Below are 25,994 nucleotides of genomic sequence, written 5' to 3' on the forward strand. Positions count from 1 at the left end.
CCACCCTATTACAGCAGCGCCTGCAGACTGGGCGCGAGATAGGGGCGCAGCAGGCTGCGGACCTGGCCGAGGCCCCAGGCCAGATGCTCCGGCGTTAGGGCATCGATGCCCTCGTGGACGTCGAGATAGAGTGCCCAATACGTCGCTACGATCCACAGATTGGCGAGCAGTGGCTGGAACTGGTCGTCCGGGAGGACCAGCAATCCTCGTTCGCGCAGGACTTGCGCCAGTGTTTCGACGGCGCCACGCAGATGCGCGCTGAGCGCACGCACGCGCAGCCGCAATTCGGGTGAGAGCGCAAGCAGGCCGATCATGTCGCGCAGCAGGAAGCGATACTCCCAGATCAAGGCAAACCAGCGCTCCAGTAATCCGAAGGATGTTGCCGGATCGGCCGTACCCTCGGTTCCTTCCGCCAGCAACGCCATGGCATCGGCCTCGAAGCGGTCGAGCACGGCCGCGACCAGCGTCTCCTTGGTGCGGAAATGGTAATAGAGATTGCCTTCGTTGATGCCGGCGGCGGCGGCGATCTGCGCCGTGGTGACACGATCAGGCCCGTTCTCGTTGAACAGGCCGAGAGCAAGCGAGACGATACGCCCACGCGTCTCTCCGCCCTTGCTGGTTGCTGCCTTTCTTGCCTTCGTCCCCGTCGCCATGCGTCTCCGTCCTAATTTAAGGTGCTCACCTTAATGTCGCCTAACTCTAAGGTCATTACCTTAAATCGATTGCTGGTACGGGTACAATTCAGGCGATGGAGGCCGGCGTGAACATTGCAGTCGATCCCGTGATTTCCGAGGCGAGCGAAGGCGTCGCTGTCAGCCGCAGTTCCCTGCTGGCGGTGTTCTCGGCCATGATCACCAATCCACTCAAGGTCATCCCGCCCGAGGCCTTCAGGGAACCGCTGGTGATCACGCGCAGCGGCGGCAAGCTGCGGATCTTCCTCACCGATCCCGTGCTGATCCACGAGGCGTTGACCACCAACAGCGCCGCTCTCGGCAAGGGCGAGGACACAAGGCGCGGCCTCGGCCCGGCGCTCGGGCAGGGGCTGCTCACAGCCGATGGCGAGCACTGGAAATGGCAACGCCAATCGGTGGCGCAGGGCTTCCGGCACGAGAAGCTGCTTGCCTTCCTGCCCACCATGATCGCCGCCGCGGAGCGCACGCGCATGCGCTGGCACGAGACGGGCCCCGGCGCTGAATTCGATATCGGGCACGAGATGATGCACACCACCTTCGATATCATCGTCGAGACCATGATGTCCGGGCAGGGCGCGATCGATGCCGAGGCGGTGGAACGCAGCGTCACCCGCTACCTGGAAGGATCGGGCTGGACCTTCGCCATGGGCCTGCTCAGGGCGCCGGACTGGTTGCCCTATCCGGGGCGGGGCGGCATCACGCGATCGGCGGGCTATTTGCGCACGACGCTGTCGCGGGTGGTGGCCGAGCGCCGACTGTCGTCCGAGCAGCGGCAGGACCTGCTCGGCCTGCTGCTGTCGGCCGTCGACCCTGAAAGCGGACGCCGAATGAGCGACGGGCAGGTGGTCGACAACCTCTTGACCTTCGTCATGGCTGGCCATGAAACCACGGCGCTCGGCCTCGCCTGGACGTTCCATCTCCTCGCCACCCATCCGGATATCGAGGCACGCGTCCTGGCAGAAATCGAGGCCGTAACCGGGGAGGCCGGCGCGGTGCTGCCGGAGCACATTGCCAACCTCGCCTATACGCGCCAGGTATTCCAGGAGGCGATGCGGCTCTATCCGCCGGCGGCGATCATTCCGCGTGTCGCATTGGCCGACTTCAAGCTCGGCCAGCATGTCATTCCCGCCGGAGCGGCGATCTATGTGCCCATCTATGCGGTGCACCGCCATACCAGCCTGTGGGAGGAGCCGGAGCGCTTCGATCCCGATCGCTTCGCCCCGGAGCGGGCGAAAGGACGCCACCGCTATGCCTATATGCCGTTCGGCGCCGGGCCGCGTACCTGCATCGGCAGTGCCTTTGCCATGCTGGAGGCGGTCGCGATCCTGGCCGTGCTGTTGAAGAGCTTTTCGCTACACCCCGTCGATGCGTCCGAACCCAAGCCAAAGCTGCGCATTACGCTGCGCCCGGATCGTAAGCTGCGGATGAAGGGGGTGCAGAGGCGGTAGCGAGGGAACGCAATCGTTTTGTGGACTGCTTGTGATGTTGATCCCCGCTTGCCGAAGGTCACGTCGGTGTAACCAGCGAAACTCGACTGTGATTTCTCAAGAAGAAATCCGGCCTGATCTGATGACATGCCCGCTGCCCGGCGATAACACGAGTACATCGTCAATCTGGATCAAGCGGCCCCATGAGTGTGCTCGACGCATTTCCCACCCGCCCTCTGCGGGCGAACCGTATCGGCATCAGCCGCCTCACGGGGTGTTTCGTCGTTCTGGTCGGCTTCGCCCTCGCGGGCGGCATTGGCTGGTGGCAGGCCGAGGATCTGTGGCGCGATTACAAGATCAGCCGCAATTACGAGATCGCCGACGATGCGCGGATTTCGAATGGCGAGTGCAAGACCCGCAAGCTCATCTTCACCGATTGCTCCGCCACCATCACGGCACCCGACGGCGCCAGGAGCAGGGTCGAGATGATGTTCGTGGACATGCATGCCGGAGACTATGAAACGGGGGTTGTGCGCTCGCGCGAGGATCCCCAGCTGCTGACACTGGAGCTGGGCGTCGAGAAGATCACCGATCGCGTCCTCACTTTCCTCGCATTTGTCGGTGGGTTTGCCGCTCTTGGCATCGCGGGCCTTGCCATGCTGCTCAAGGCATCGAGACTCAGGCGGGCGGTGGCCGAACCGGTTGTCATGAGACCTGTCGTCGCCAAGGTCCTGACGCAGGCCCGGACCTGGCTGAACTACACGATCAAGTATGAATATTCGCTCGACGGCAAGACCCGCAAGGCGACCAGCGTCTTGAAGAAGAAGGAGACGCCGTTCTTCCTCGGCACCGAGGAGCGCCAGGTGCTCGCAGTTGTGCCTCAGACGACCTCGACGCCGATTCTGCTCGATGCCGGGCTTGAGATACTCGATCTTACCGACGAGGAACGCGCCGCCGTCCAGGCGGCGGTCTCGCCGGTGCAGGATGATATCCGGCTCGACCGCAGCATGCGCTGGTGAGCGCCGGACTGGAGCGTTTTGCTTCAGGCCGCTGTCACGGCCGTCAGGGCGGCGATGAGGCGGTCGAGTTCCGCCTCGGTTGTGTAGACGGCCGGGGAGACACGGATGCATTGGCCAGCGGCCACACCGGCCCGACGCACGGTGAGCACCTTGAACTCGTCCCTGAGCCGGGTGACGATGGCGGTGTTGTCGTCCTTGCTCACCTTGCCCTTGATCCGGAACGAGGTGATGCCGGCATGCAGGGCCGGATCGTTCGGTGTCAGGATCTCGATGGCGCCGATGTCGGCGACGCGCTCGACCCAGTAATTGCGCAGATGGCTGACCCGGGCATGTTTGGCCGCGACGCCGATCGACTGGTGCAGGTCGAGCGCCGCCGGGATGGTGAGCGCGGCGGCGAAATTGAGCGTGCCGGTGTGGATGCGCGAGCGGATGTCCTCGGCCGGCCAGTCCTTGTCGCCCATATGGGTGTCGATATCGGCAAGGCGGCCCTTGCGGATATAGAGGAAGCCGAGCCCGACCGGCGCGCCGATCCATTTGTGCAGGTTGAAGCCGGCGAAGTCGACGCCGAGATCGGTCATGTCGAGCGGCAACTGGCCCCAGCTATGGGCGGCGTCGAGGATGACGTCGACGCCCTTGGCGCGCGCCATCGCCGTGATCTCGCGCACCGGCATCACCAGTCCGGTGCGGTGCGACAGATGGGTGAGCAAAAGGAGCTTCGCCTTGGGCGTTTCCTCCAGCACCTTGCGATAGGTCTCCAGCACGGCCTCGCGCGTGGCCGGCTCTGGGATGGCGAAAGTCTTGACCGTGACGCCGCGGCGGCTCTCGAGCATGCCCATGGCATATTGCATGGAATCATAGTCGAGGTCGGCATAGAGCACAGCGTCGCCGGGCTGGAGCTTGTTGTAGCCGGCTATCAGTGTCTGCAGTGCCTCGGTGGCGCCACGGGTGATGGCGATCTCCTCGGGTGAGACGCCGAGCGCGGTGGCGACGCGGTCACGCACAGCGGCAAAGTCGGCATCGAAGGACTTGCGGGCATAGAGCGTGTTCTGGCGGTTCACGCGCTGGATGTTCTCGACATAGGTCTCCAGCACCGGCCGGGCCATGATGCCCCAATAACCGTTTTCGAGATTGGCGGTGGAACGGTCGACGTCATAGAGGTCGCGAACGCCGGACCAGAAGCCGGCATCGGTGGCAAGCTTGCTCGGGTCCTGCGCCGGCAGGGTGACGCTTTCGGCCGCCCGCGCCGGCCGCATCGCCGCCGCCATCACGGTGGTCAGCAGCCCGCTGATCAGGAAATTGCGACGCTGGATCATGGTAGCTCCATTTTGCCCTTGCTTGCGATGGCGTTCGCTTAGGGCGACTTCATAACGGGAGCATGAAACCGGCTCAAATCATGGATTCCGGCTGCCAGATAACTGGCGATGCGATAGAAGCAAAACTAGGGAACATCGTCCGGTGGTCCTTCCGCCAGTCTTTCCTGCACAGATCTTCTCTATTCAGTAATTATCCTAAACCGCAATTGTTTCGGATTTTCACAAAGTAATGGCCATGGGAAAAGGCTTCTTCACACAAACTGTCGTGATCTTGTTCGAGGGGGCGGTTAATCTCGATGTAATTCGGAAAATTCTGCAGCCTAGTTATACCATCATCGGAGAAAATCAGTCTTCCGAACACTGGCAATTTGGCGGTCCGAGTCTGACAGTTGCCTACCGTCCGGACGTCAATGGACTGGTAAACGTCGATGTCGTCAATCAAATGTGGCCGGATCACATGGGTGATTCCAAAATCGATGCCATGCTATTCGGCGCATGGAGCCTGGGACATTTCGGTCCTTTCACCTATCCGAACGCACTTGCCCGAGCGGTCCAGCAATCATGGCGCTGGGCGGATGCTACGTCGAAGGTAGGGGCTCACGACAGCTTCGTTCGTATCAGAGCGAGCTATGTTTTTGGAGAGCCCAACGATGCGCCAGTGCGGCCCGAACACTATGATGGCGTCGATGAACTCGTCTTCGTGACCGGGCTTGCCAGACACGTCCTGCAACTGCCGGGAGCCATTTGCTATTTCAATCCGAATGGCGAAGTCGTGCTCCCATCCGAGGTGTTTGAAGATACGTTGGATTTTAATCGCCGAAATGGCCTGCCTGCCATCGATGCGTGGAGCAACATCCGGCTCTTCGACGTCGCGGGGGATTGGCTGGCCATGGATATGGTCGGCAGCTGGCAATTCGACCGGCCGGATCAGGAGGCCGTCTTCCCTAAGAACCGCTTTTCTCCGCAAGAAGTAGATCGTTTCCTCAGGAACGCAGCGCTCTACATCATCGACAAGGGTGATGTCATAGAGGAAGGGGACACGATGGACGGGCCAGGTGACATCAGATGGCGAGGCCACCATGTCGACGAAGGTCTCTCTGATCCACCGCGCCAAGTTATCCGTTGGCTTCCGACCGATGTCGCAAACATACCGCCAACACTGGTGCCACCGGGGATGTGGGCCAAACGGAAAAGCCCACAGAGTCTGGGCGCTCGCATTGCCGACTGGTTTGGCCGGTCACAGAAATGAAGGTTGGAGTGGCGTCGTGTTGGGGAAAGAAGGACAGCTCCGTATCGGGCGGTGGTCGCTGTGCGATTATAAGTCGATAGTGCCATTGTTGCCTCCGAATCCCAACCCCGCCCATGGACATCGGGGCCCACTTGTTCCATCGGAGATAGGCGCGCCGCCCTTTGGCGGCCATGGAGTCTCCAGAACGGTCCGATTGTCCGATGAAACGATGCCTTGCCCTGTTGCTCTTCCTTGCGGTGGCCTTCGTGCCGGATGTCGCCCTTGCCGGCCGGCGCGTGGCGCTGCTGATCGGCAATAGCGACTATGCCAAGGTGGCGCGCCTCGCCAATCCCGGGCGCGATGTCGGGCTGTTGAAGGAGACGCTCCAGAAGGCCGGCTTCGATGCGGTCGATACCGTGGTTGACGCCGACCGTGCCGGCATGATCGCGGCGCTGCGGCGCTTCCAGGCGAGCGCGTCGAATGCCGATATCGCGGTGGTCTATTTCTCCGGCCACGGCATCGAGATCGGCGGCGAGAACTATCTGGTGCCGATCGATGCGCATCTGACCAGCGATCGCGACGTCCAGGACGAGACGCTGGCGCTGTCGCGCGTGGTCGAGGCGACGGATGGAGCCGGCCAGCTCAAGCTGGTGATCCTCGATGCCTGCCGCAACAATCCCTTCCTCGCCAAGATGTCGCGCACGCGCGGCACGCGCTCCGTCGGCAAGGGGCTGGCACGGGTGGAGCCGGAGGGTGACAATGTGCTCGTCGCCTATGCCGCCCGTGAGGGCAGCGTGGCGCTGGATGGCAACGGCATCAACAGCCCCTATGCGCAGGCGCTGGCGCGCTATCTCACCCGGCCCGGCCTCGACATCCGCCTCGCCCTCGGCAAGGTGCGCGACGACGTGCTCAGCGCCACCGACCGCCAGCAGACGCCCTTCTTCAATGGTTCGCTGGGCGGCGACGTCATCACCCTGGCGCCTGCGAAAGGCGGGCAGGTGGCGATGGTGCCGCCGGCCGAACCACCGCCTCCCGTCGAGCCACCGCCGCGCAAGCAGACCAAGTTCACGCCGCAGGTGGTGCCGCCCTCGCTGTTCCAGAATGGCGGGGCCGCTAGCGGTGCGATGCTGCGCATGAGCGATCCGCGCATCTGGCAAGTGGTCAAGGATGTCGACATGCCTGAGGTGATCGAGGAATTCCGGGACCGTTTCCGCGACTCTCGCGATGCCGGCGAGGCGGAGGAGAGGCTCAAGCAGCTTCTGGGCGTCAGCGAGCTCGATCCACTGCCCCCGCCGGCCGGCGAGCGCATCCCCGCGCCTGAAACCGAATGCGATCGCATCGGGGCGGCGCCGCTCGATCCCGACACCGTGATGCGGCGCACCCGCACGGCCTCGCCCAAGGAGATCGTCGCGGCCTGCGAGGCGGCACTCAAGCAATATCCGCGCGAGCGGCGCTTCATGCATCAGCTCGGCGATGCGCTCGCCGATGCCGGCCAGAACGACAAGGCGCTCGCCATGAATTTGCGGGCCGGCATTGCCGGCAGCCAGGGTGGCTGGATCAGCTCCGGCCGCCTGTTCAAGGCCAGGGCCGGCGGAGCCAGCAACCCGGACGGCAACAGCTCCATCTCCCTCACCATGGCCTGGCAGCAGCCGCTCGGCTCCTTCTTCTTCAAGCGCGGCTTCGTCGAGCCCTTCGAGCGCATGCGGGGCAAGGCTGGCGTCACACGGGAACTGAGCAAGGCCGCCGCGTCCGGCGACCAGGCCGCCAATGTCTGGATCGGCTACATGTATCTCTTCGGCTTCAACGTGCCGAAGGACTATGCCAAGGGCATGGCGGCGCTCGACAAGGCCCGCCTGTCGCGTCCCGAAGACACCGGCATCCATCTCGCCTTGATGCTGAAGACCGGCTACGGCGTGCGGCAGGACGTCAAGGATGCGCTGGAGGAGTTCGGCAAGGCGCAGAAGGCCGATAACAGCTACGCCACCTATCAACTCGCCTTGATGTATCTGGATGGGCTCGGCGTGCCGCAGAACTATGCCGCTGCCGCCCGCATGATGGGCGATGCCGCCGTCGGCGGCGATCCGCGCAGCGTCGACGACATCCTTGCCAATTTCGCCAAATGGCCGCGGGAATACCGGGTCGTGCTGCAGCAGGAATTGCTCAAGCGCAACCTCATCGAAGGCAAGGCCGATAGCGAGCTCGCGCCCGGCATGACGGAGGATCTGCGCAAGCTCGCTCCAATGCCGACGGCCCCGGTGGCAGCTACGCCTTAAGCGCATCCCTTTCAAGGTCTTTGCAAGGTACTTGAAAGTGAATGGATTTGTGTAAGGTGAGGGGCTCCGCGACCTCAACGATAAGGTAGCGCACTTCCGGCTCGATGGCCTGCAAGCACCTTGAACGGGGCGCGCTTTAAGCGGCGCATCCCTTTGCCAGTTTTCGCGCAACGGTTTGACCTCATTCCCAGAAATAATCTGCGAAGTTGCCCGGTATGAGCCCGGCGCTGATGCGCCATGCAATACATGCAGATCTGCTTTAGGGAATGAGAGTTGATGCCTTTGAAATGGGCACGAAGCGCGTTTTCGCATCGCCGATGCGTCTATAGCGACATGTTATTGTGCAGTATGACTGGGAATGACCCATGTCACGCAGTTTGTAATTCGTATAAATATGAACAAGACTGCATATAAATACTGAATGGGGGCAATATCCTATCGCACGATAGAATATTTCGATTTGATAAAACTGGCTATCGTCCATATGTCGCGAGGGCAGTTTTTCAGATCGTTGCGAGCCCTCCATGAACGAGACCACGAAGACCGAGACAGCCAAGACCGGACTTCGCAAGGCGGCCGCCGGTGGCTGGGGAGCGCTCAAGAGCTGCGGCCGGCATCTGTTGGCGAGTGGTTCGCCGCTGACGGGCGCGCGCACCATGCTGAAGGCGAACCAGCCCGATGGCTTTGACTGCCCGGGCTGCGCCTGGGGTGATCCCGAGCATGGTTCCTCCTTCGAGTTCTGCGAGAACGGCGTCAAGGCCGTGGCCTGGGAGGCAACCGACAAGCGCACCACGCCGGTGTTCTTCCGGGAGCACACGCTCGCCGAGCTGAGCCGCTGGAGCGATTACGAACTGGAAGCCCAGGGCCGGCTGACGCATCCGATGCGCTATGACCAGGCCAGCGACCGCTACGAGGCGGTCGCCTGGGACGAGGCCTTCCAAGAGATCGGTGCCCATCTCAACGCGCTGACCGATCCTGATCAGGCCGAGTTCTATACGTCGGGCCGGGCCAGCAACGAGGCGGCCTTCCTCTACCAGCTCTTCGTACGGCTCTACGGCACCAACAATTTCCCGGACTGCTCAAACATGTGCCACGAGGCCAGCGGCGTCGCCTTGCGCCAGGCCATCGGCGTCGGCAAAGGCACGGTGTTGCTCGAGGATTTCGAGGAGGCGGATGCCATCTTCGTCGTCGGCCAGAACCCTGGCACCAACCATCCCCGCATGCTCGGCGATCTCAGGCGCGCAGCGATGCGCGGGGCCCGCGTAGTGGTATTCAACCCGGTGCGCGAGCGGGGCCTCGAACGCTTCGCCGACCCACAGGACAAGCTCGAAATGCTGCGTGGCGGCTCCAAACCCGTCGCCAGCGACTATTTCCAGCCGCGCCTCGGAGGGGACATGGCTGCCTTCCGCGGCATGGCCAAGACCGTCTTCGCCCGCGATGATGCCGAGCGCGCCGCTGGCCGGCCGACCCTGTTGGACGAAACCTTCCTGGCCGAGCACACCCATGGCCTTGCCGCCTACCGCGCCGCCATCGAGGCCACGAGCTGGGAAGAGATCGAGGACCAGTCGGGCCTGACGCAGGTCGAGATCGAGACGGCCGCCGACATCTACCTGTCGGCCGAGAAGGTGATCTGCACCTGGGCCATGGGCGTGACGCAGCATCTCCATTCGGTTGCGACCATCCGGGAGATCACCAACTTCCTACTGCTGCGCGGCCATGTCGGCCGTCCCGGCGCGGGGCTGTGCCCGGTGCGCGGGCACTCCAATGTGCAGGGGGACCGCACCGTCGGCATCAACGAGAAGCCACCTGCCGCCTTTCTCGACGCGCTCGCCCGCGAGTTCGACTTCGAGCCACCGCGCGCCGACGGCCACAACGTGCTTGCCGCCATCGGCGCCATGCTCGACGGCAGCGCCAAGGCTTTCATCGGTCTCGGCGGCAATTTCGCCCGCGCCACGCCGGACTCGCCCCTGGTGGGAAAGGCGCTCCGGGCCTGCGACCTCACCGTCCACATCGCCACCAAGCTCAACCATTCGCATCTGATGCCGGGGCGCGCCGCCTATCTATTGCCCTGCCTCGGCCGCACAGAGGTCGACCGCAACAGCGCGGGCAAGATCCAGATCGTTACGGTCGAGGATTCGATGAGCATGGTGCACGGCTCGGGTGGCATCAATCCGCCGGCCTCCAAGGAGCTGCGCTCGGAAGTCGCGATCGTCGCCGGCATCGCCGCCGCGACCGTCGGCTCGCACAAGGTCGATTGGGCAGCGCTTGCCGACAATCACGATTTGATCCGCGACAGGATCGCCCGCACCATTCCCGGCTTCGAGGACTACAATGCGCGGGTGCGTAAGCCGCGTGGCTTCCATCTGCGCAATGCCGCCGCCGAGCGCGAGTGGAATACGCCGACCGGCCGCGCCAATTTCGCTGCCGTCCCATTGCCGGAGGCGACAGCCTTCCAGCAGGCTCGCGGGCGCCAAGGCGTCTTCGTATTACAGACCTTCCGCTCGCACGACCAGTACAACACCACGATCTACGGCCATGATGACCGCTATCGCGGCATCAAGGGCGAGCGCCGGGTGATCTTCATCCATCCCGACGACATCACCGCCATCGGTGCCGTGCCCGGCGAGATCATCGATCTGGTCGGCGAGCATGACGATGGCATCATTCGTGTCGCCGAGAATTTCCGGCTGGTCTCCTACGACATTCCGCGCGGCTGCATTGCGGGCTACTACCCCGAGGCGAACGTGCTGGTGCCGCTGTCGAGCGCCGGCGAGGAAAGCGACACGCCGACCTCCAAATCGGTGCTGGTTTCCCTGAGGCGCCGGGTGATGGTGGCCGCATGAGCCAAGAGGAAGAGGATTTGATGGCGACGATCGAGGCAATCCGCCGGCTCGACCCGCGTCTTTCGCCTCTCGATGGCGTCATCCTCGCCGCCGTGACCCTGGACATCGCCGACGATACAAGCAGCTTCGCGCGACTGTTCGAGGTGGAGCACGCCTTGGTGATCCGCGCCGCACATGACCTCACCGAGGAAGGACGCTGGCTCGACGTGGTGGAACGCCAGGCGCGGACGCAGCGCACCAAGGTGGCGATCAGCGAAGCGGGCAGGGCGCGGCTGGCCGGGCTGTAAAGGCGCCGATGGACGCTGCCGGTCCGCCGCCAAGCCCTATCGGCGCCCCCTGGAATCATCCTATGAAAGCAGTTCATAGGAATCCCATCATGACCGACACGACAAGCCACGAGCCCGTGGTGGGCAAGCTCGGGCGCACGGAATTCATCGTGCTGGTGGCCAGCCTCGTTGCCGTCAACGCCTTCGCGATCGACATCATGCTGCCCGGCCTGCAGCAGATCGGCGCCAGCCTCGGCGAGCCCGATCCCAACCGGCGGCAATTGGTGATCCCAGCCTATCTGCTCGGCTTCGGCCTGCTGCAGCTCGTGTTCGGGCCGCTCTCCGACCGGTTTGGCCGGCGCGGACCGCTGTTGGTCGGGCTCTCCATCTATTGTGTAGCGGCCTTGTGCGCCTTCTTCACCTCGAACTTCAATGCCCTGGTGGCCCTGCGCTTCATCCAGGGTAGCGGCGCGGCAGCCTCCGCCGTAATCTCTACCGCGCTGGTGCGCGACGTCTTCGCCGGCAACCAGATGGCCAGGATCATGTCGCTGGTGTTCACCGTGCTGATGCTCTCGCCCATCCTCGCGCCCTCGCTCGGCCAGGGCCTGATGACGGTGATGGACTGGCGCGGCCTGTTCGGCTTCATGGCCGGGTGGGGGGTGATCGTCATCGCCTGGGTGTGGTGGCGCCTGCCAGAGACGCTGCGGCCCGAACACAAGCGCCCGCTCGGCTTCAGCGCTGTGATCGAAGGCTTCGGCATCGTCTTCGCCAACCGGGTCTCGCTCGCCTATATCATCGGCATGGCGGCGTTGTTCGGCGCGCTGATGGGCTTTCTCAATTCCTCCCAGCAGATCTATCGCGATGTCTTCGGTGTCGAGGCGATGTTTCCGCTGTTCTTCGCGGGCGGCGCGGCCTGCTCGGCGCTGGGCGGCATGGTGAATGCGCAACTGGTCAACCGCTACGGCATGCAGCTCCTGTCCTGGCTCGCGCTCATGGTGTTCGGCGCGGCGGCCCTGGCCATCCTCGTCGCCGCCTTGCTGCAGGCGCTGCCGCTCTGGCTGTTCTTCGGGCTCAGCGCGGTACAGTTCCTGGTCTTCAGCATGATCCTGTCGAATTTCGGCGCCCTGGCCATGGAGCCGCTCGGCGAGGTGGCGGGCACCGCGGCTTCGACCCAGGGCTTCCTGCAGATGGTGCCCGGCGCTGCCATCGGCATCCTGATCGGCCAGGTGTTCGACGGTACAGTGATCCCCCTCGCCATCGGCTATGTCGCCATGGTCGCGCTGACGGCGACCTGCGTGACGCTGATGGCGGGGAAGGGGCGCATCACGGGCTGACTTGCAAGCCAAACCACCGCGTCAACATTGTCATGGAAGGACGATGCTCTTCGACGGATTTCGAGGCGCAAAGAGATGGACTCCGTAGATTATCGCTGCCGCGTCGTTCTTGCCGAAAATCCGCACCCAGTTTTCGGTGCGATGCGCTTGAGATAACCTTACGGCAATAAAAAAGGGAGGTCCGAAAACCTCCCTTAGATTTCAAGTTTTATCTGGTCATCAAGGTCGAAAGTCGCACTGGTCTCTACCTGAGGCGGTAATGACGCTGACGATTGACATCCCCGACTTCCATTCTTCCCTGTATTAGGGCTGTTAACCAGGGAGACTATACCCACTTTTCGCAATGTCAACCGGATTGAGGGAGTACATCCAAGTAGTATTGCGGAAAATAATATTTCATAAGGGCGGTTCAGTAATGTTTGTTCGTACGCTAACGGTTTTGCCCTCGGCGTTTCCTGGCTAAAAAGGGGATCGCGCTAGGGCTATTCGTAGCCAGAGCTTCGAGCCCACTTTGGAGCAGGCGGACTGGCGGAAGAGAGACGGTGTCCTCCGCGATTGCCGTAGAGAACCCCGAGGTAACGGAAGGCTTTGGCCAAGCAGAATTTCCCGGCGAGATCCATCCGTGGGCCTCGCCGGGAAATTCTGCAAGCGTTTGATATCGTGCACATTCCTCTTGATCGTGCCCGTGGCTCCAACAAGGGGAACGTGCTTGGGTTGAAGCGTTGCCCGCGACGCTTCCGTGCCGGGCGCGCTCGGCGGAGGCCGGCCATGCGGCGGTATGATTCAACTTCATCATTCCCGTGCGAGGCATCGATGGTCATGCTATTTTAGGTTGCAGATCTGGTCCATTACAAGCCGCTCCGGAGAGGTGCCATGGACGACAAGACGCGCCCAGCTTCAGTCCAGCAGATTTCTCCGACGGTCCAGGAGCCTCCCCCGCATGTCAAGCTGATCCAGATCGCGATGGGCAGCTGGGTTGCGCGCATGGTCTGGGCGGCGGCGAAACTGGGCCTCGCCGATCAGTTCGCCGCCGGCCCGCGCAGCGCCGACGAATTGGCAAGTCCGCTCGGCCTCCACGCGCCCTCGCTGCACCGCTTCATGCGCTGCCTTGCCAGCCTGGGTGTCCTCGGCGAACATCCCGGCCAGCGCTTCGCTCTGACGGAGCTGGGCGAGGCGCTCAAAACCGGCGCGCCGGGCGCGGCCAGGGCCACGGTGCTGACCTTCGGCAGTTCCTGGTTCTTTGGACCCCTCGATGAGATCATCTATTCGCTGCAGACCGGCAAGACCGCCTTCGAGAAAGTGCATGGCATGCCGGTTTTCGACTATCTCGGGCGGCACCCGGACGAAGCCTCCCTGTTCAGCGAGACGATGGTCGGCGTGCATGGCCAGGAGCCGGCGGCCGTCGCCGCAGCCTATGATTTCTCGCCCTTCCGCACCGTGGTCGACGTGGGCGGGGCCACTGGCAATTTGCTCGCGGCGATCCTGGCCCAACATGCGGGGCCACGCGGCGTCCTGTTCGACCGGCCCTATGTGGTGGCCGAGGCGCCGGCCCTGCTCGAGGCGCGCGGCGTGAGGGCGCGCGTGACGATCGAGGCCGGCGATTTCTTCGAGACGGTGCCCGTGGGAGGCGATGCCTATGTGCTCTCCCACGTCATCCATGACTGGAGCGAGGCGCAGTGCCTGGCCATTCTTGCCCATGTCCACAAGGCCATGCAGCCCGACGGGCGGCTCCTGCTCGTCGAGATGGTGCTGCCCGCCGGCGATGCTCCCCATCCCGGCAAGCTGCTCGACATGGTGATGCTGACACTGCCCGGCGGCCAGGAGCGCACGGAAGAGGAATACCGGCAGCTTCTCGCCAAGGCCGGGTTCCGTCTGACGCGGGTGGTGCCGACCGAGTCGGCCGTGGGCGTCGTGGAGGCGGTGCGGGCGTAGGGAGGGTGTGATCCCGGCCATTTTGCAGCTGCAGCAGCGACCGGTGATGCACCGAATGTTGCAGCGATAGTCTCGTCATCGGGAGTACGATGTCGGCCAAAACCGGACCGTAAGTGGAGGATTCCGGCTCTCCACCCACCATTTGCCGTCACCGATTTGCGCTTTTTATGGAACGCATGCGCTGCTCAGGCATTGTCATAGTGGAACGTCCTGTCACCCCAGAGCAAAGCGCGTTCATGCCTGAACGCTTGTTTGCTCTGGTTCCTTGTTTCGACGCGTCTTTGCGATTCCGGGCGATTCCGTCTCATCGCAAAACGCTTTAGGCCCGTGGACTCCACGGGCGGATGCAAAGGAAGTCTGCCATGACCGAGATCATCACCGGTTTCTACGACAATCGATCCGACGCGCAAGCCGCGCTCGAGCAATTGCTGGCGGCCGGGTTTGCCCGCGACCAGATCACGCTCAACGCCAAAGACGAGAATTCCGACTATGTCCGGGAGGAAGACAGCGCCTCCTACGATCACCGGCGTGACGAAGGCGGCTTCTGGGCGATGCTCAAGCACTTCTTCTTTCCAGACGAACGGCGCTATCTCTACACCGAGGGCATGAGCCGCGGCGGCACGCTGCTCACGGTCGAGGCCGAAAGCCACCAGATCGAAACCGCCAGGATGATCCTGGAGGAATACGGTTCGATCGACCTGCCGGCGCGGGCCGAGACATGGCGCCAGAGCGGCTGGCCGGGTTTCGCTGCCGTGGCCCCGGACGGCGTGCTGCTCGCCCCCGAACCGGGCGGGGGTAACATTCGCGAGAACATGGAGGTCATCACCGCCGATGGCGTGAATATCGGCACGGTCGACGATCTCGGCGACGACCAGATCCGGCTCGCCAAGAACACCTCGCCCGACGGCGTGCATCATTTCGTGCCGCTGGACTGGGTCGACCACGTCGACGAGCAAGTGCATCTCAAACGCAAGGCGCCGGAGGTGCAGGCGGTCTGGTAGGTCGTTTGGTCAGTGAGGCGTGACGACGGGCGCCGGATCGGGCGCCCGTTGCATTTGGTATGGCCAGTCTATCGCGCGAACACGCCGTCGAAATCCTTGAAGCCCTTGATCTCGATCGGATTTCCGCTCGGGTCGCGGAAGAACATGGTGCGCTGCTCGCCGGGTTCGCCCTGGAAGCGGATCACCGGCGGGATCTCGAAGGCGATGCCGGCCTTCTCCAACCGGGCGGCCAGGGCCAGCCAGGCATCGAGGGGCAGGATCACGCCCAGATGCGGCATCGGCACCAAATGATCGCCGACCTTGCCGGTCCGGCTGGTGGCGAAGGGAGTGCCCAGATGCAGCGAAATCTGGTGGCCGAAAAAGTCGAAATCCACCCAACTCTGGGTGCTGCGTCCTTCCTCGCAACCGAGCGCGTCACCATAGAAGTGGCGGGCCTCATTGAGATCGGTGACGTGATAGGCAAGGTGGAACAGCGAGCGCATGGCCGGTCTCCGCGGTGGCCGGGCGAGGGTAGCTGAAAAGCGGGCGGCGATTCAACGCCGCGGGGCGGGTGCGGCGAACTTCAGGGCGGGACGATGCGGCGGCAATGTTCCCTTGGACATTGCCTCGTCGTGTCTCCGGTGCAGAAATGCGGTGTCGCGATTCATCTCGATCGGCAGTCGGGCATTCACGCGGCAATCCGGGACGGTAACCATGGCCCTACCTTGAACGACCTGTTTTCCGCGGAAGCCGGCTCGGCATTCGCCCGGCAATTGGCGCTCGGTGACCTGATCGGCGACCGCTCGTGGGACGTCGACATCGGGCAGGGAAAGATCTCGTTCGGCAGCGATCTCGCCTTTCCGATCCAGGTTCTCGGGACTAGCGCGGAGCAGGACAATAGCTGGCTGTGAGGCTGGGCCAACCACCAGAGCGGCCTGCCGGCCTCCGTTCTCGAGGCCTGCACGCGGATCAAGGAGATCGGCGATCGGCGCGGCATCAGGGAGTTCGTCGAACCGAAATTCGGGCTCGGCACCATCACCGATCACATGCTCGCCATGCTGTGCGGGGCACTGGTAGACAGATCCTGCTACTACCGGGCTCCCTATCAGGACGGCGCACTCTTCCTTCTGCTCGAGAAGCTGCCTGCCTCGATGCGCGCACCGGTGGCGGCCGAGCGGGTGAACACGGTGCTGATGCAGGTCGTCAGCAATTTCGAGGTCGATCATCGCGCGATGGCGGAGAGCTTCCTGCGCCAGCAGGGGTACACGGTCAAAGCCGAGCCCGCGATGATATCCGCGACGCGCGAGGCGGATGGCGCCGAGGTCAGGCTTGCCTTCGATGCGCAGCAGCGGATCGCCAAGGTCGAGGGCGTCATCAAGCCCCGTGAGGTGAAGAAGCCCTGGTGGAAGCCATGGTGAGCGGCGGGGACGGTTTTGCCGGGTTTCGAAAATACCAGCGCCGAAGCAAGCGGCTTTTTCGGCGGGCCGCTTGCTTCAATCCTGCCAAGCGAGGCGTTCAGTTGTTCGCGGTCAACGGATCAATGATCTGTGAAACCTCGGTGATCTTCGTGAACGGAATGCCGCTGAGCTCACTGTGCCTTCTGATCTCTTCCTCGCTCTCGGCCAGGTAGATGCAGAAGGTCTTTTCGCCGGCAACATAGGAATGCTGCCATTGGACACGGGGGCCGATCGTCGCGAGTGCCTGGTTCGAGGCGCGGGCCGCACCGCAGAGTTCGGTTACCGAGAACGACCCTATGCCCGGAATGTCGCGTTCAATCACATAGCGTTTCATGTCTGTTTCCTCGCTGTTTGGGCTTATTTCCCAGCAACGATGCGCTTTTGCCAGGGAGACGGGAAGCGCAAATTTCTTTTGCCTGATAAAGAAAATCTTTAGTAACAAGGCTTGTTCTTTTGTCGTCTAAAGATAATCTTTAGCAATGCCCGCCATCACGCATCTCAAGTCGCTGCAGGCGCTCGAATTGGCGATCAGGTCCGGTTCGCTCAAGGCGGCGGCGGATCGCCTGGGCATCACGCCGGCCGCGGTGGGCCAGCGCATTCGGGCGCTGGAGGATTATCTAGGGGCCGACCTCTTGATGCGGGGGCGCTCGGGACTGCAGCCAACCCCCGAACTCAGCCATGCGCTGGGTGATCTGCATGTGGCGTTCGCGGCGCTGGAGCGTGTGACCGAAACGCTGGATTTCCAACGCGTCAGCGAAATCCAGATCGTGGCGGACACGGATTGGGCCGAGCTTTGGCTGGCGCCACGCCTGCCCGCATTTCGGCAGGACCATCCCAACATCTTGTTCTGTATCAATGGAGCCGGCGATGTGCCGCTCAGGCTCGGGGCGCCAGATGTGCGCGTCGGCTATGGCAATGGGCGCGACGAGCCCTTGTTCAGCGATGTCTTTCTGCCCTTCTCGGGGCCGGACAATCTGCGCCGCATCGCCGGCCGGGATCCGAGCATACAGATGGAGGGCATGCCGCTCCTGCATCTGAAAGCGCAGCTGGAGGAATCGGGGCCGCCTGGATGGGTGGAATGGTTTCAGGCATTCGGACATCGCGAGAGTGGTCCGGATCGTGGCGTGCGCTATCAACACATGCGATTGGCCCTGGAGGCGGTGCGTCAGAACGTGGGGTTTCTTGTCTGTGGCCTGTCCCTGGTCCAGCGCGACCTGGAAGAGGGGCTGGTCGTCAATCCTTTTGCGATGTCGCAACATCTGATTGCCCCACATCCCTATCGGCTGAAGCTTCGCCAGGATATCGACAAGCGGCCGCAACTTCAGAGCTTCGCGGCATGGCTGCGCAACGAGGCGAGCGAGACCCGGAAGTATATCGAAAAGACGGTCGCGCAGGCCTGAGACCGGGCCAAGGCATTGCGGTGACAGCCTGCTGAATATGCTACTATGCCGGCAAACAGTGCGAGCCGGAACCTCACTTGGGTAAACCGTCACCGTAATCACATAATCATCCTGGGAAAGCGCTCATGTCAGCTCATATCTTCGACATCGTTTCGAAATCCCGCACCGAGGTGGTGATCGCCCATCATGAGGAGGGGCATTCCTATAGGTTCAGCGTGGCGAAGAGCACCGCGGGCAAGCGTGTGCTGGCCGACACCGTGCATTCGGTCGCCGGGCTGGCCGCCAAGCACCCGCCCGAATGGTACGCCGCCAGCGCCCGCGCCTTTGCCACCACGGTGGCGCATCGGGCGCATGCGATCGATTGAGGGCAAAGCAAGGGTGGTGTCGGGATGATCGGTTAGGCCCACCGATCAAATCCGCTCTCACCCGACTTGCAGCACCTTGTCGCCCGGCATGATGGCGGACACGAATTTATAGCCGCGGTTCACGCCATAGCGCGGATCGGCCTTGATCAGCGCCATGAACTGGCGGTGGCCGTTCTTGGTGCGGCCGACGAGGCAGCCGGCGCTGGTGCGGCCGAGATCGCCCTGCGGCGCGTCATAGCCCCAATGCTGGTTGATGGCGAAAAGGCCGGTGTCGAGGCGATCGCCGGTGCGCTGGAAGTCCTTGTTGAGGTCCCTGAAGACGCTGAGGGGCTCTGCCTGGACGAGGGCCTCATGGGCCGACGGCGAGCCGGCATGGTGGGTGCCGACGACCCAGGCCTTGTACTGGTTGAAGGCGATCCTGGCCGCCCCGCCGGGGTTCATCGGACGAACGGTCCAGAAATCGCCCGGCTCGGTGGTGCCTTCCCAGAGCGCGTCCTTGAAATCGGGGCGGCCGTTCCTGTCGATGGCGAAGACGATCCGGAGGTCGTTGAAGACATTGTGCCTGTCGTCGTTCAGCGTGCCGTCCGGGTTCAATCCTTCGAGATAGGCGATGTTCCGGCAGTCGGGATGGCGGCAGATGAAGTACTTCTGCGCCTTCATATAGGCGATGACCTTGTCGAACCAGGTTCCGGTCGTGGCGATCTCGGGCAGGAGCGCCGTCGGCTCGAGCAGCCGGCGGGCGATGGCGCTGCTGAAGCCGCCGCCGAGCGAGATACCGTTCAGGTCGCAGAATTCGCTGAGGGCCCAGAGCGAGACCGGGCCGAACTTGCCATCGGCGGGCGGATCGAGGAAGCCCAGTTCCGAGAGCCGCCATTGGATCGCCGTGACCAGCCCGGTCTTGCCGCCGAGCTCGGCCACCGGGATGGTGGCGCCGTCGAATTGCGACAGCGAGGTCGTGCCGCCGCCCGTCGCCGCGGCGGTGCCGCTCTTCCGGAACTTGGCGGGCACGATATGGCCGTCGACATAGTCGGTCAGCCAGGCGCGGTAGGCCCGCGTGGTGTCGCCGCCGGCGGCATCGACATAGGCCTGCGCCTTGCTGCGCCCGATCTGGGTCACCAGGTCGCTGAAGGTGTAGGACCGCGTCTGCTTCAGGAAGGCCTGCGCGCCGCCGAGCCCTTCATGGTGAGCGATATAGATGAAGCGGGCTTTCTCGTCGTCGCCGATCTGGTCGTCAACAAGCCCTTCGGCGATCAGGGCGCTCAAATTGAACAGGCCATATTCGGCCGCCGACACGATTGCCAGCTCCGGATCGAAGCGCAGGTCGAGCAAGGCCTGCTTCCGCGCGGCCACGATGTCGTTGGCGGCGCTGACGAAGCCCTTGGCCTTGCAGACCTGGTTCAGCAGCGTCTTCCTGTTGGTGGCATGCGAGGTCCAGGTGCTATCGAGGAACTGCGTGAGCCCGGCAGCGCTGCTGGTGCCGGCCTTGGAGTTGGCGTTCCACTGGCCGCTCGGCAGTTTGGCCGCCTCGGCATCGATGAGGGCAGCGAGTGCGGCCGCGTCGATGTCGGTAATGCCATGGGCCTTGAGGAGGGGTGTGCGATAGACCTCGTTCGGCCCCAGGCTGAGCTCGTCGCCGGTATCGGAACCGGGCCCCTCGGCCTGCTGTTCGTCGGCGTCATCGGAGCCATCGGCCGGCAGGTCGTTGGTATCGATCCAGCCTTCGGCGGCGCTGCCGTCCTCCAGCCGGATCCGCACCTTCTTCCAGGGCGGCAACTGGGCGCGTTCCTCGATGATGCTGCCCGTTACAGGCCTCGGCGTGCCCAGGGGCTCGTCATAGAGCTTGAACGCCGTCGCCTGCGCGATCTTCAGCATGTCGGCGTGAAGCCAGCCGAGATAGGTCTGCACCGCTTTATCGGTGAACGAGACCTTGGCCCAGCTCGAAAGCTCCCGCAGCTGCGAAACCCGGTCGCCCGCGGCGAGGCTGACGAGCGCAATGGAGGAATCGTCGGGATCCGGAAAAAGCGACGCCTTCGAAATCACGATGCAATCAGCCATGGCAGCCCCTCCCAACGAGCCAGCAGATCTCAGGCGGATAGGTATGGTCGCGCGGTTTTACTGTCGTGGTTCGCACTGCATCGCGGCGTGAAAAGGATTCAAGAATTCACGATAGAAAAAGGGATGCTTGCCGAAATCGATAGTCACAATAGACGCGTACGGATGCGATGCAGAGCGAGGTTTTCTGCTACGAAGTCGCGTATTTCAGGCGTGGATAGTTCGCCGATAAGGTACGCACCGCCGGGCGATGTTTTCAATGACTGTTTTGGCGCTCCCGAGCGGCTTTTCACGGGGCTGTCACGGCTTCGGCCTTCAGTATGGTTCTGCAATCCTCAAAACCAGCGCCATGACAGGCCCGTGACCCGAGTTTCTGGCGAAATCGGCAAGTCGTGACCGTCATTTCAAATACTTCAATCCTGTGTAATTCCCAGGAAAGGAAGACGAGGAGGTAGGAATGGAATATGCAGCGTTGCTGTTTACCCTCCTCATTAGTCTCATCGGAGCGATCCTGGACAAGCCGCCTCTGTGGGCCAAATGCGCAATTATTTTCCTTATTCTGGCGTCATCCAGTGTCTCTGGATATAAAATCTGGAGAGACGACCAGGACAAGCAGGCCAAGCAACTGTTCGATACGGAAGTCGAGAGAAGAACGATTGCCTTGAGTATTTCCGATCTGAACGTCGTGCACCCTCAGATCCTTGGATGGCTGCAATCGAAAGGCTACACCGCGGGTACGGATTGCCGCACTTGGGGAGACGGCGTCCTCTGCGACGTACAGGAGGTGCAGGGGAGGGACAAGTGGGACCTGCCGCTGCGACGCACCGATCTCGCGGCTTTGTACCTGTACGCCTTGAAAACGAAACCTTCGCTTTCCCCGGAAGCTTTCATGTATCTGGATGCCCTATTCACGCGGGGCGGGCGCGCTGTCCCCTTGATGCAGCGAACGGACCTGCTGGATACAACCGCCATACTCGCGGCAAACAGCCTGTATGAGAGCTGCGGTTTCGGACCCAATGCGATGCGGGTGAGCGACAAGCTGGAATTTTTGTTGGATTACCAGCGGGACGCCGTCCTTCGCACCACCGTGCTGGCGCAGCCGGATCCGTCCTTGTGGGCAATGGATGAAGACCCTCCGAAGGTGTTCCATCGCCTGATCACCCAATACAGGCGGAGTGTCGCGGTGCAGGACAACCAATGCAAAAGCTGAGCTGGACCGGCGGCATTGCAGGGGATTTGGGCCGCATCCCGGGTTCAGCCGGTCAGCGGCCGCCGTAAATGAAATGCACCGTCGTCTCAACCGTCCGTAATCGTCGTCGTAATTCGCGGTTCTAGCAAAGTTGAATTCCTGCGGGGGAAAACTACCGAGGCAGCGAATTCAACGCACAGGGTTGTTCGAAGATCAGGCTCGCGGAGAATTTCCATGGACAATTTTGTCGATATTCATGGCAAGCCAGTGCATCGGGTCGATCTGGCTGTGGGTGAAACTCGGATCGTCAGCCTGAAAAAGTTCGATTTGCAGCCCATGGTCGAAGTGGGAGTGATTGCACGGAACTCTGACATCGCCTTCAGCCAGCAATGCGTTCATCTGGGCGATGTGACCAAGAAGAAATATATCGACGTCTACGACATGGCGAAGGTCGCGGCTGATAATGTTCCGATCGAGTCTCACGGACGGTACTTTTTCCAGATTTGCGGCAGGTCCGCCGGTGATACCGAACTGGATGCCTTCTATTGGGTTTCCAAGGCAGGGAAGATGGGCGCCACTTATGCTCCGTCACTGCCCATCAGCGTCAAGGCGAACCCGAAGCTGCTCGTCTTGCCGGCTGCGCCCGGCCGGCATGTCGGCAGCTTTCAGGAGATGTGGAACAACCATCCGATGAGCCCGACAAACGGGGCCGTGCACTATCCCTGCAACAAGGGCGAGGCTCCGCTGCGCAATATGCAGTGTTTCGTCCGGCTCTGCGAGGCCCTGCATCTGAGCGGGGTGTCGTTCAAGGGGTGTTGGGGATCGTCATGCCAGCTTCCCGGTGCCGATCACCGGCATCATTTTTCGAACCCCTACGATTTCCCAACCTGGTCCTGGGCCAAGGGGAAGGCCTATGTCTGGGAGGCAAAGCCCCCATTCTCGCCCGAACCGATGCCCGGCCTTGCCGCGTTCAAATTTGTCGAAGGCCGACAAGGCATCATCCTGTTCACGCATTATTTCAGCATCAAGGGGCAAACCTCGATGTGGGGCGGGCACATCGATTTGTGGAACAAGGATCGGATGGGCAACACCTACACCGACATGGACCCGATGCAGGGTGAATCGGCGTTTCTCAGGTCGAGAAAAATCAGCTTCTGGCCGCTGGTGGCGCTATAGGCCGGCAAGTGCGGACCGAAACCGATACTGGGTAAATCGTGCCGTAGTTCGCCATTGCACATTCCACGACATGGGGGGAGGGCAGCACCGGTAAACGGGTGATATGGGTCAATCGGGTATGTCGCGAAATAAAAGACGGTGAGCGCTGTCTCTATAGTTTCAATTTCGAGTAAAACATGGTGTGTTCGCTGGTGCTTTACCGTGGGGCTGGCGATGTTGCGGAAATTCATGTTGGTATTGGGGGTGTCGGCTTTGATTGCTGGCTGTGCGCCCCTGATAGGAGCGAATGCCAACAGCACGACGCCGCCGAGCGCGGAGACCAAGAAGAAATTCCAGGGCGGCACGACCAACATGTCGTTCGACGCCCATGGCACGCAGGTCGAGTTCCTGAGCAAGGACGGCCGGACCGCCCTCTGGTATCCCGGCAACGGTATCGTGCTGCAGGGCCGCTGGCGTCTCGTCGGTGCCGATCCGACCACCGGTTTCCAGGACAACATCTGCTTCCAATACGGCGCCAACACCTACAATCCGCTGACGCTCAACTATGGCGGCAACTGGGAATGCGAGGGGATCGCCCTCTATCAGGGGCATGTCGTCGAGCGCGTGGCGGGTGATCCTTTCGGCCTGGACAAGCGCGGGGCCGTGCCTTTCGTCCTGCCACGGCAGCGCACGACCTTCGCGGAACTGCTGAAGCGGCGTTCCTAAGCTGACGGCGCCGGGTCGCGGCGATGCAGCTGACGAGACATGACAAGTGCGTTGCGGACCGGCTTTCTGTCGTCAAGGCGAGAGAGTTAAGCTAACTAGAATTACGATAAAGAGTAATTTCACTAAGTGATATCATGGCTGAAAATGTGCCCGAATACTCGACCGAAGACATTATCAAAAGTCTCATACGCAACGATCTGGATGGAGATTTGAGATATAGAGCCGAGCAAGACCTACTCAAGAGATGGCGGCTGGGGTTTGACCTGAGCTTTCTTGTGGAACTCATCCAGTCCGAGCGCTCTCGAGACCGCCTCCGAGGTGCATATTATCTTGGTGAGCTCGGTGAGGCGATCGACGGCTTGAAAGCATCCGTAATGCCGCTGGCAGATGACCCTCTTTCCGACTGCCGACGTGCCTTCGTTGGGTATGCAACGAACTCAGGATGCTATGACGAAGCGATTGGAGCCGGCCTGGCAAAATGCCTGCACGACCTGGATCTTTATGTCCGGATCACGACCATCAAATGGGCGGTTCATGCATCCGATGAAACATTCGAAGCGTTCTCCCAATTGGTCAACTCAGGCGTTGGCGATCGCAAGCCAACATTCCGAAATCCGCTTAGCAATGACTTCTGGAATGACGCTAACCTCAAACGCGCAATGAGGGGGCTGGATATCGCTCGCTGCATCCGATTGAAGGAAAAGATCGAGGATATCAGGAAGGACTTTCCGGAAGAGGACAGCTTCGTTCTTGATAGTCTTCATTTTTCGCAAACGCGCCACGAACGTTTGATGAAGAGAGGCTATGAAATCAGGTAACCTTCACCGTGGTGTCGGCAACTGCGCTGGAAGAGGCAGGGTGGCGCCTGTCTGTCGGTCATTGGCGCTCCCGCTTCCCGTGATGGCTCAGTTGGCCTTGGCGAAGAACGCGTAGGTCGCGGTGTAGGGCACGCCCACTTTCGTCCCGGTTCGCACGGGCGGCGCGGCGGGCGCGACGCCGCCATGGGTTGTGATACGCTGCACATAACCCACATTGCTCAGCACGCCGGCGGCCGGATCGGCCGTCACCTTGATGAGCAGCCAGGGAATATCGGCGCTGGCCTTCTTGGCCGGCACCGTCACCACCGGCGTATCCTTGTCGCGGACGATCTTGCTGCCATCGGCGGCTTCCCAGGAGGGGCCGGCATAATGATGCACGGCGCCTTGTTTCGCCGCCAGCTCCGCCACAGGAGCCTCGAGCACCCATTTGGGCGCTGCGCCGGCTTCCGCCGCGCTGGTATAGACCTGCAGGCCCTTGGCCTTGGCGGTGAAGGCCAGTGTGTAGCCGGCGGGCGGCTGCAACGTGGCCGGCACGGCCTCTGCTGCGTTTGCAGCCTGCGTTCCTCCGGCAAGCAGCATCGCCGCGGCGACGAATGCGTGGGTTCTTTGCATAAGCATCACTGTCTCCTGGCCCGATCCCGGGCTGGTGCATGTCGCGGCCACGGTAACATGGCACGGCGCCATGGGGGCGGCAACACTGTGGGGAACACAGGCCGGAGCTGGACTGCACCCCATATGTGAGACAGCAAAATACGTAAACTATCACCGTAGTTGGTAATTGGGACCAGCCTCGTTTATGCGAAATCCCAGAACAATACTGTTTTGTTGCTGAAAATGCCCCCCTCACTCATACCCGCAGGGCTATTCGCACTTTGTTTTATAGTGCTCATGTTCCATAACTCGTTGTGAGCCCTGGGCCCAAGATGGGTTCTGGTATCATAAAAAACCAATATCCCCCATCTGTCTGCCAAGTAAGCCTTCATATTACTCAAGGACGGGTCGGCCATGTTTTTAATATTTTCTCCAGGGAAAAACTCTCCCTCGAGAAAAAGATCTACTTCATCCGGGGCTCCAAAATAATAATCTCCGCTTTTTCCGCGAAAATTTGGCCGGCGATAGCTTCTTTCCGGAACTTTAATGCCTGCTGCATTTAATGCGTAACTTAACTGTATACAGCACGACGTTGCGCCCGGCGCATACGCATGTATTCCGTCCATGACACCCGCAGCGTCCGGCGGAAGGCTGGTAAAATATGGGAAATTATCCCATATTTTATTAAAATCGAAGGAAATAAAGTTCACATCCCTTACTGTATCATCACTCATATTCGTCACCGTGAGCTGACTGAATCGTGATACTTCGGATTTTGCAAGTATGCGGTCTAGCGCGGAATTGCAAGCGCAGCCGCGGATACTTTCGTGCCGGTTCGCTAGACTGATTTAGCAATGATACGATAGACATAACAAACCCATAAGTCAAAGCCGAATGAGTTGCTTGCCGCTCCAGTTTTCCCGCCGGAAATTAT

General features: G+C 61.8%; 22 protein-coding genes and 2 pseudogenes. 17 read left to right on the forward strand and 7 right to left on the reverse strand.

The window, feature by feature from the left end; genetic code table 11:
- Positions 1-8: 8 nt before the first annotated feature.
- A complete protein-coding gene (locus ACR9ZN_RS31585; protein ID WP_481274090.1) occupies positions 9-653 on the reverse strand; it encodes a TetR/AcrR family transcriptional regulator in 645 nt (214 codons plus the stop codon).
- A 95-nt stretch (positions 654-748) separates the two neighbouring features.
- Between ACR9ZN_RS31585 and ACR9ZN_RS31590 the strand changes: the two genes are divergently transcribed.
- Together ACR9ZN_RS31590 and ACR9ZN_RS31595 are read left to right on the forward strand one after the other, a co-directional pair.
- A complete protein-coding gene (locus tag ACR9ZN_RS31590; protein WP_481274091.1) occupies positions 749-2,140 on the forward strand; it encodes a cytochrome P450 in 1,392 nt (463 codons plus the stop codon).
- A 182-nt stretch (positions 2,141-2,322) separates the two neighbouring features.
- The gene (locus tag ACR9ZN_RS31595) at positions 2,323-3,138 is read left to right on the forward strand and encodes a hypothetical protein (RefSeq protein WP_481274092.1); all 816 of its coding nucleotides are present in this window, start codon (positions 2,323-2,325) and stop codon (positions 3,136-3,138) included.
- Between the two features lie 23 nt (positions 3,139-3,161).
- Here the strand turns inward: ACR9ZN_RS31595 and ACR9ZN_RS31600 are convergent, their stop codons facing one another.
- Positions 3,162-4,451 carry an aminotransferase class V-fold PLP-dependent enzyme gene (locus ACR9ZN_RS31600; RefSeq protein WP_481274093.1) on the reverse strand — a complete coding sequence of 430 codons (1,290 nt, stop codon included), beginning with the start codon at positions 4,449-4,451 and terminating at the stop codon, positions 3,162-3,164.
- A 235-nt stretch (positions 4,452-4,686) separates the two neighbouring features.
- Here ACR9ZN_RS31600 and ACR9ZN_RS31605 point away from each other — a divergent pair, with 235 nt between their 5' ends.
- The 8 genes and pseudogenes from ACR9ZN_RS31605 to ACR9ZN_RS31640 all read left to right on the forward strand — a co-directional run bounded on the left by ACR9ZN_RS31605 (position 4,687) and on the right by ACR9ZN_RS31640 (position 15,328).
- Positions 4,687-5,700, forward strand: a complete 1,014-nt coding sequence (locus ACR9ZN_RS31605; RefSeq protein ID WP_481274094.1) for a DUF4261 domain-containing protein — start codon at positions 4,687-4,689, stop codon at positions 5,698-5,700.
- A 200-nt stretch (positions 5,701-5,900) separates the two neighbouring features.
- On the forward strand, positions 5,901-7,952 hold the full coding sequence (locus ACR9ZN_RS31610) for a caspase family protein (RefSeq protein WP_481274095.1): 2,052 nt from the start codon (positions 5,901-5,903) through the stop codon (positions 7,950-7,952).
- A gap of 524 nt (positions 7,953-8,476) precedes the next feature.
- Positions 8,477-10,795 carry an FdhF/YdeP family oxidoreductase gene (locus ACR9ZN_RS31615; RefSeq protein WP_481274096.1) on the forward strand — a complete coding sequence of 773 codons (2,319 nt, stop codon included), beginning with the start codon at positions 8,477-8,479 and terminating at the stop codon, positions 10,793-10,795.
- Entirely contained in the window at positions 10,792-11,082 is a 291-nt protein-coding gene (locus ACR9ZN_RS31620; RefSeq protein ID WP_434955559.1) for a hypothetical protein, read from the forward strand. The genes ACR9ZN_RS31615 and ACR9ZN_RS31620 overlap by 4 nt, the downstream gene beginning before the upstream one ends.
- Positions 11,083-11,171: 89 nt before the next feature.
- Complete coding sequence (locus tag ACR9ZN_RS31625; protein WP_481274097.1) at positions 11,172-12,395, forward strand: multidrug effflux MFS transporter; 1,224 nt, start codon at positions 11,172-11,174, stop codon at positions 12,393-12,395.
- An 873-nt stretch (positions 12,396-13,268) separates the two neighbouring features.
- Complete coding sequence (locus ACR9ZN_RS31630; RefSeq protein WP_481274098.1) at positions 13,269-14,327, forward strand: methyltransferase; 1,059 nt, start codon at positions 13,269-13,271, stop codon at positions 14,325-14,327.
- 362 nt (positions 14,328-14,689) lie between these two features.
- Positions 14,690-14,935, forward strand: a pseudogene (locus ACR9ZN_RS31635) (general stress protein); the annotation flags it as partial.
- Between the two features lie 204 nt (positions 14,936-15,139).
- Positions 15,140-15,328: a DUF2171 domain-containing protein gene (locus ACR9ZN_RS31640; protein ID WP_441774447.1), complete on the forward strand. Its 189-nt coding sequence runs from the start codon at positions 15,140-15,142 to the stop codon at positions 15,326-15,328.
- Between the two features lie 68 nt (positions 15,329-15,396).
- Here the strand turns inward: ACR9ZN_RS31640 and ACR9ZN_RS31645 are convergent, their stop codons facing one another.
- Entirely contained in the window at positions 15,397-15,810 is a 414-nt protein-coding gene (locus ACR9ZN_RS31645; RefSeq protein WP_481274099.1) for a VOC family protein, read from the reverse strand.
- Positions 15,811-15,948: 138 nt separating this feature from the next.
- On the opposite strand from ACR9ZN_RS31645, the pseudogene ACR9ZN_RS31650 reads away from it, so the two are divergent.
- Positions 15,949-16,725: pseudogene (locus tag ACR9ZN_RS31650) on the forward strand (DUF6882 domain-containing protein).
- A gap of 97 nt (positions 16,726-16,822) precedes the next feature.
- Here ACR9ZN_RS31650 and ACR9ZN_RS31655 read toward each other — a convergent pair.
- The gene (locus ACR9ZN_RS31655) at positions 16,823-17,098 is read right to left on the reverse strand and encodes a DUF4242 domain-containing protein (RefSeq protein WP_454813258.1); all 276 of its coding nucleotides are present in this window, start codon (positions 17,096-17,098) and stop codon (positions 16,823-16,825) included.
- A gap of 145 nt (positions 17,099-17,243) precedes the next feature.
- On the opposite strand from ACR9ZN_RS31655, the gene ACR9ZN_RS31660 reads away from it, so the two are divergent.
- Entirely contained in the window at positions 17,244-18,164 is a 921-nt protein-coding gene (locus ACR9ZN_RS31660) for a LysR family transcriptional regulator (RefSeq protein ID WP_454813259.1), read from the forward strand.
- A 125-nt stretch (positions 18,165-18,289) separates the two neighbouring features.
- Complete coding sequence (locus ACR9ZN_RS31665; RefSeq protein ID WP_441774597.1) at positions 18,290-18,529, forward strand: hypothetical protein; 240 nt, start codon at positions 18,290-18,292, stop codon at positions 18,527-18,529.
- Between the two features lie 57 nt (positions 18,530-18,586).
- Here the strand turns inward: ACR9ZN_RS31665 and ACR9ZN_RS31670 are convergent, their stop codons facing one another.
- Positions 18,587-20,584, reverse strand: a complete 1,998-nt coding sequence (locus tag ACR9ZN_RS31670) for a peptidoglycan-binding domain-containing protein (RefSeq protein WP_481274100.1) — start codon at positions 20,582-20,584, stop codon at positions 18,587-18,589.
- A 454-nt stretch (positions 20,585-21,038) separates the two neighbouring features.
- On the opposite strand from ACR9ZN_RS31670, the gene ACR9ZN_RS31675 reads away from it, so the two are divergent.
- The 4 genes from ACR9ZN_RS31675 (at position 21,039) to ACR9ZN_RS31690 (ending at position 24,469) form a co-directional block, all read left to right on the forward strand.
- On the forward strand, positions 21,039-21,791 hold the full coding sequence (locus ACR9ZN_RS31675) for a hypothetical protein (protein WP_441774595.1): 753 nt from the start codon (positions 21,039-21,041) through the stop codon (positions 21,789-21,791).
- A 213-nt stretch (positions 21,792-22,004) separates the two neighbouring features.
- Positions 22,005-22,946 (forward strand): T6SS effector amidase Tae4 family protein, encoded by a 942-nt coding sequence (locus ACR9ZN_RS31680; protein WP_434955570.1) that lies wholly within the window; start codon positions 22,005-22,007, stop codon positions 22,944-22,946.
- 228 nt (positions 22,947-23,174) lie between these two features.
- On the forward strand, positions 23,175-23,651 hold the full coding sequence (locus ACR9ZN_RS31685) for a hypothetical protein (RefSeq protein ID WP_481274101.1): 477 nt from the start codon (positions 23,175-23,177) through the stop codon (positions 23,649-23,651).
- Between the two features lie 134 nt (positions 23,652-23,785).
- Positions 23,786-24,469: a hypothetical protein gene (locus ACR9ZN_RS31690; protein ID WP_481274102.1), complete on the forward strand. Its 684-nt coding sequence runs from the start codon at positions 23,786-23,788 to the stop codon at positions 24,467-24,469.
- Positions 24,470-24,556: 87 nt separating this feature from the next.
- Here the strand turns inward: ACR9ZN_RS31690 and ACR9ZN_RS31695 are convergent, their stop codons facing one another.
- Both ACR9ZN_RS31695 and ACR9ZN_RS31700 read right to left on the reverse strand, forming a co-directional pair.
- On the reverse strand, positions 24,557-25,087 hold the full coding sequence (locus ACR9ZN_RS31695; RefSeq protein ID WP_481274103.1) for a DUF3455 domain-containing protein: 531 nt from the start codon (positions 25,085-25,087) through the stop codon (positions 24,557-24,559).
- 176 nt (positions 25,088-25,263) lie between these two features.
- Positions 25,264-25,794 (reverse strand): T6SS effector amidase Tae4 family protein, encoded by a 531-nt coding sequence (locus ACR9ZN_RS31700; protein WP_434955573.1) that lies wholly within the window; start codon positions 25,792-25,794, stop codon positions 25,264-25,266.
- Positions 25,795-25,994: the final 200 nt, after the last annotated feature.

Source organism: Labrys sp. HAY1-8F (assembly GCF_056754975.1).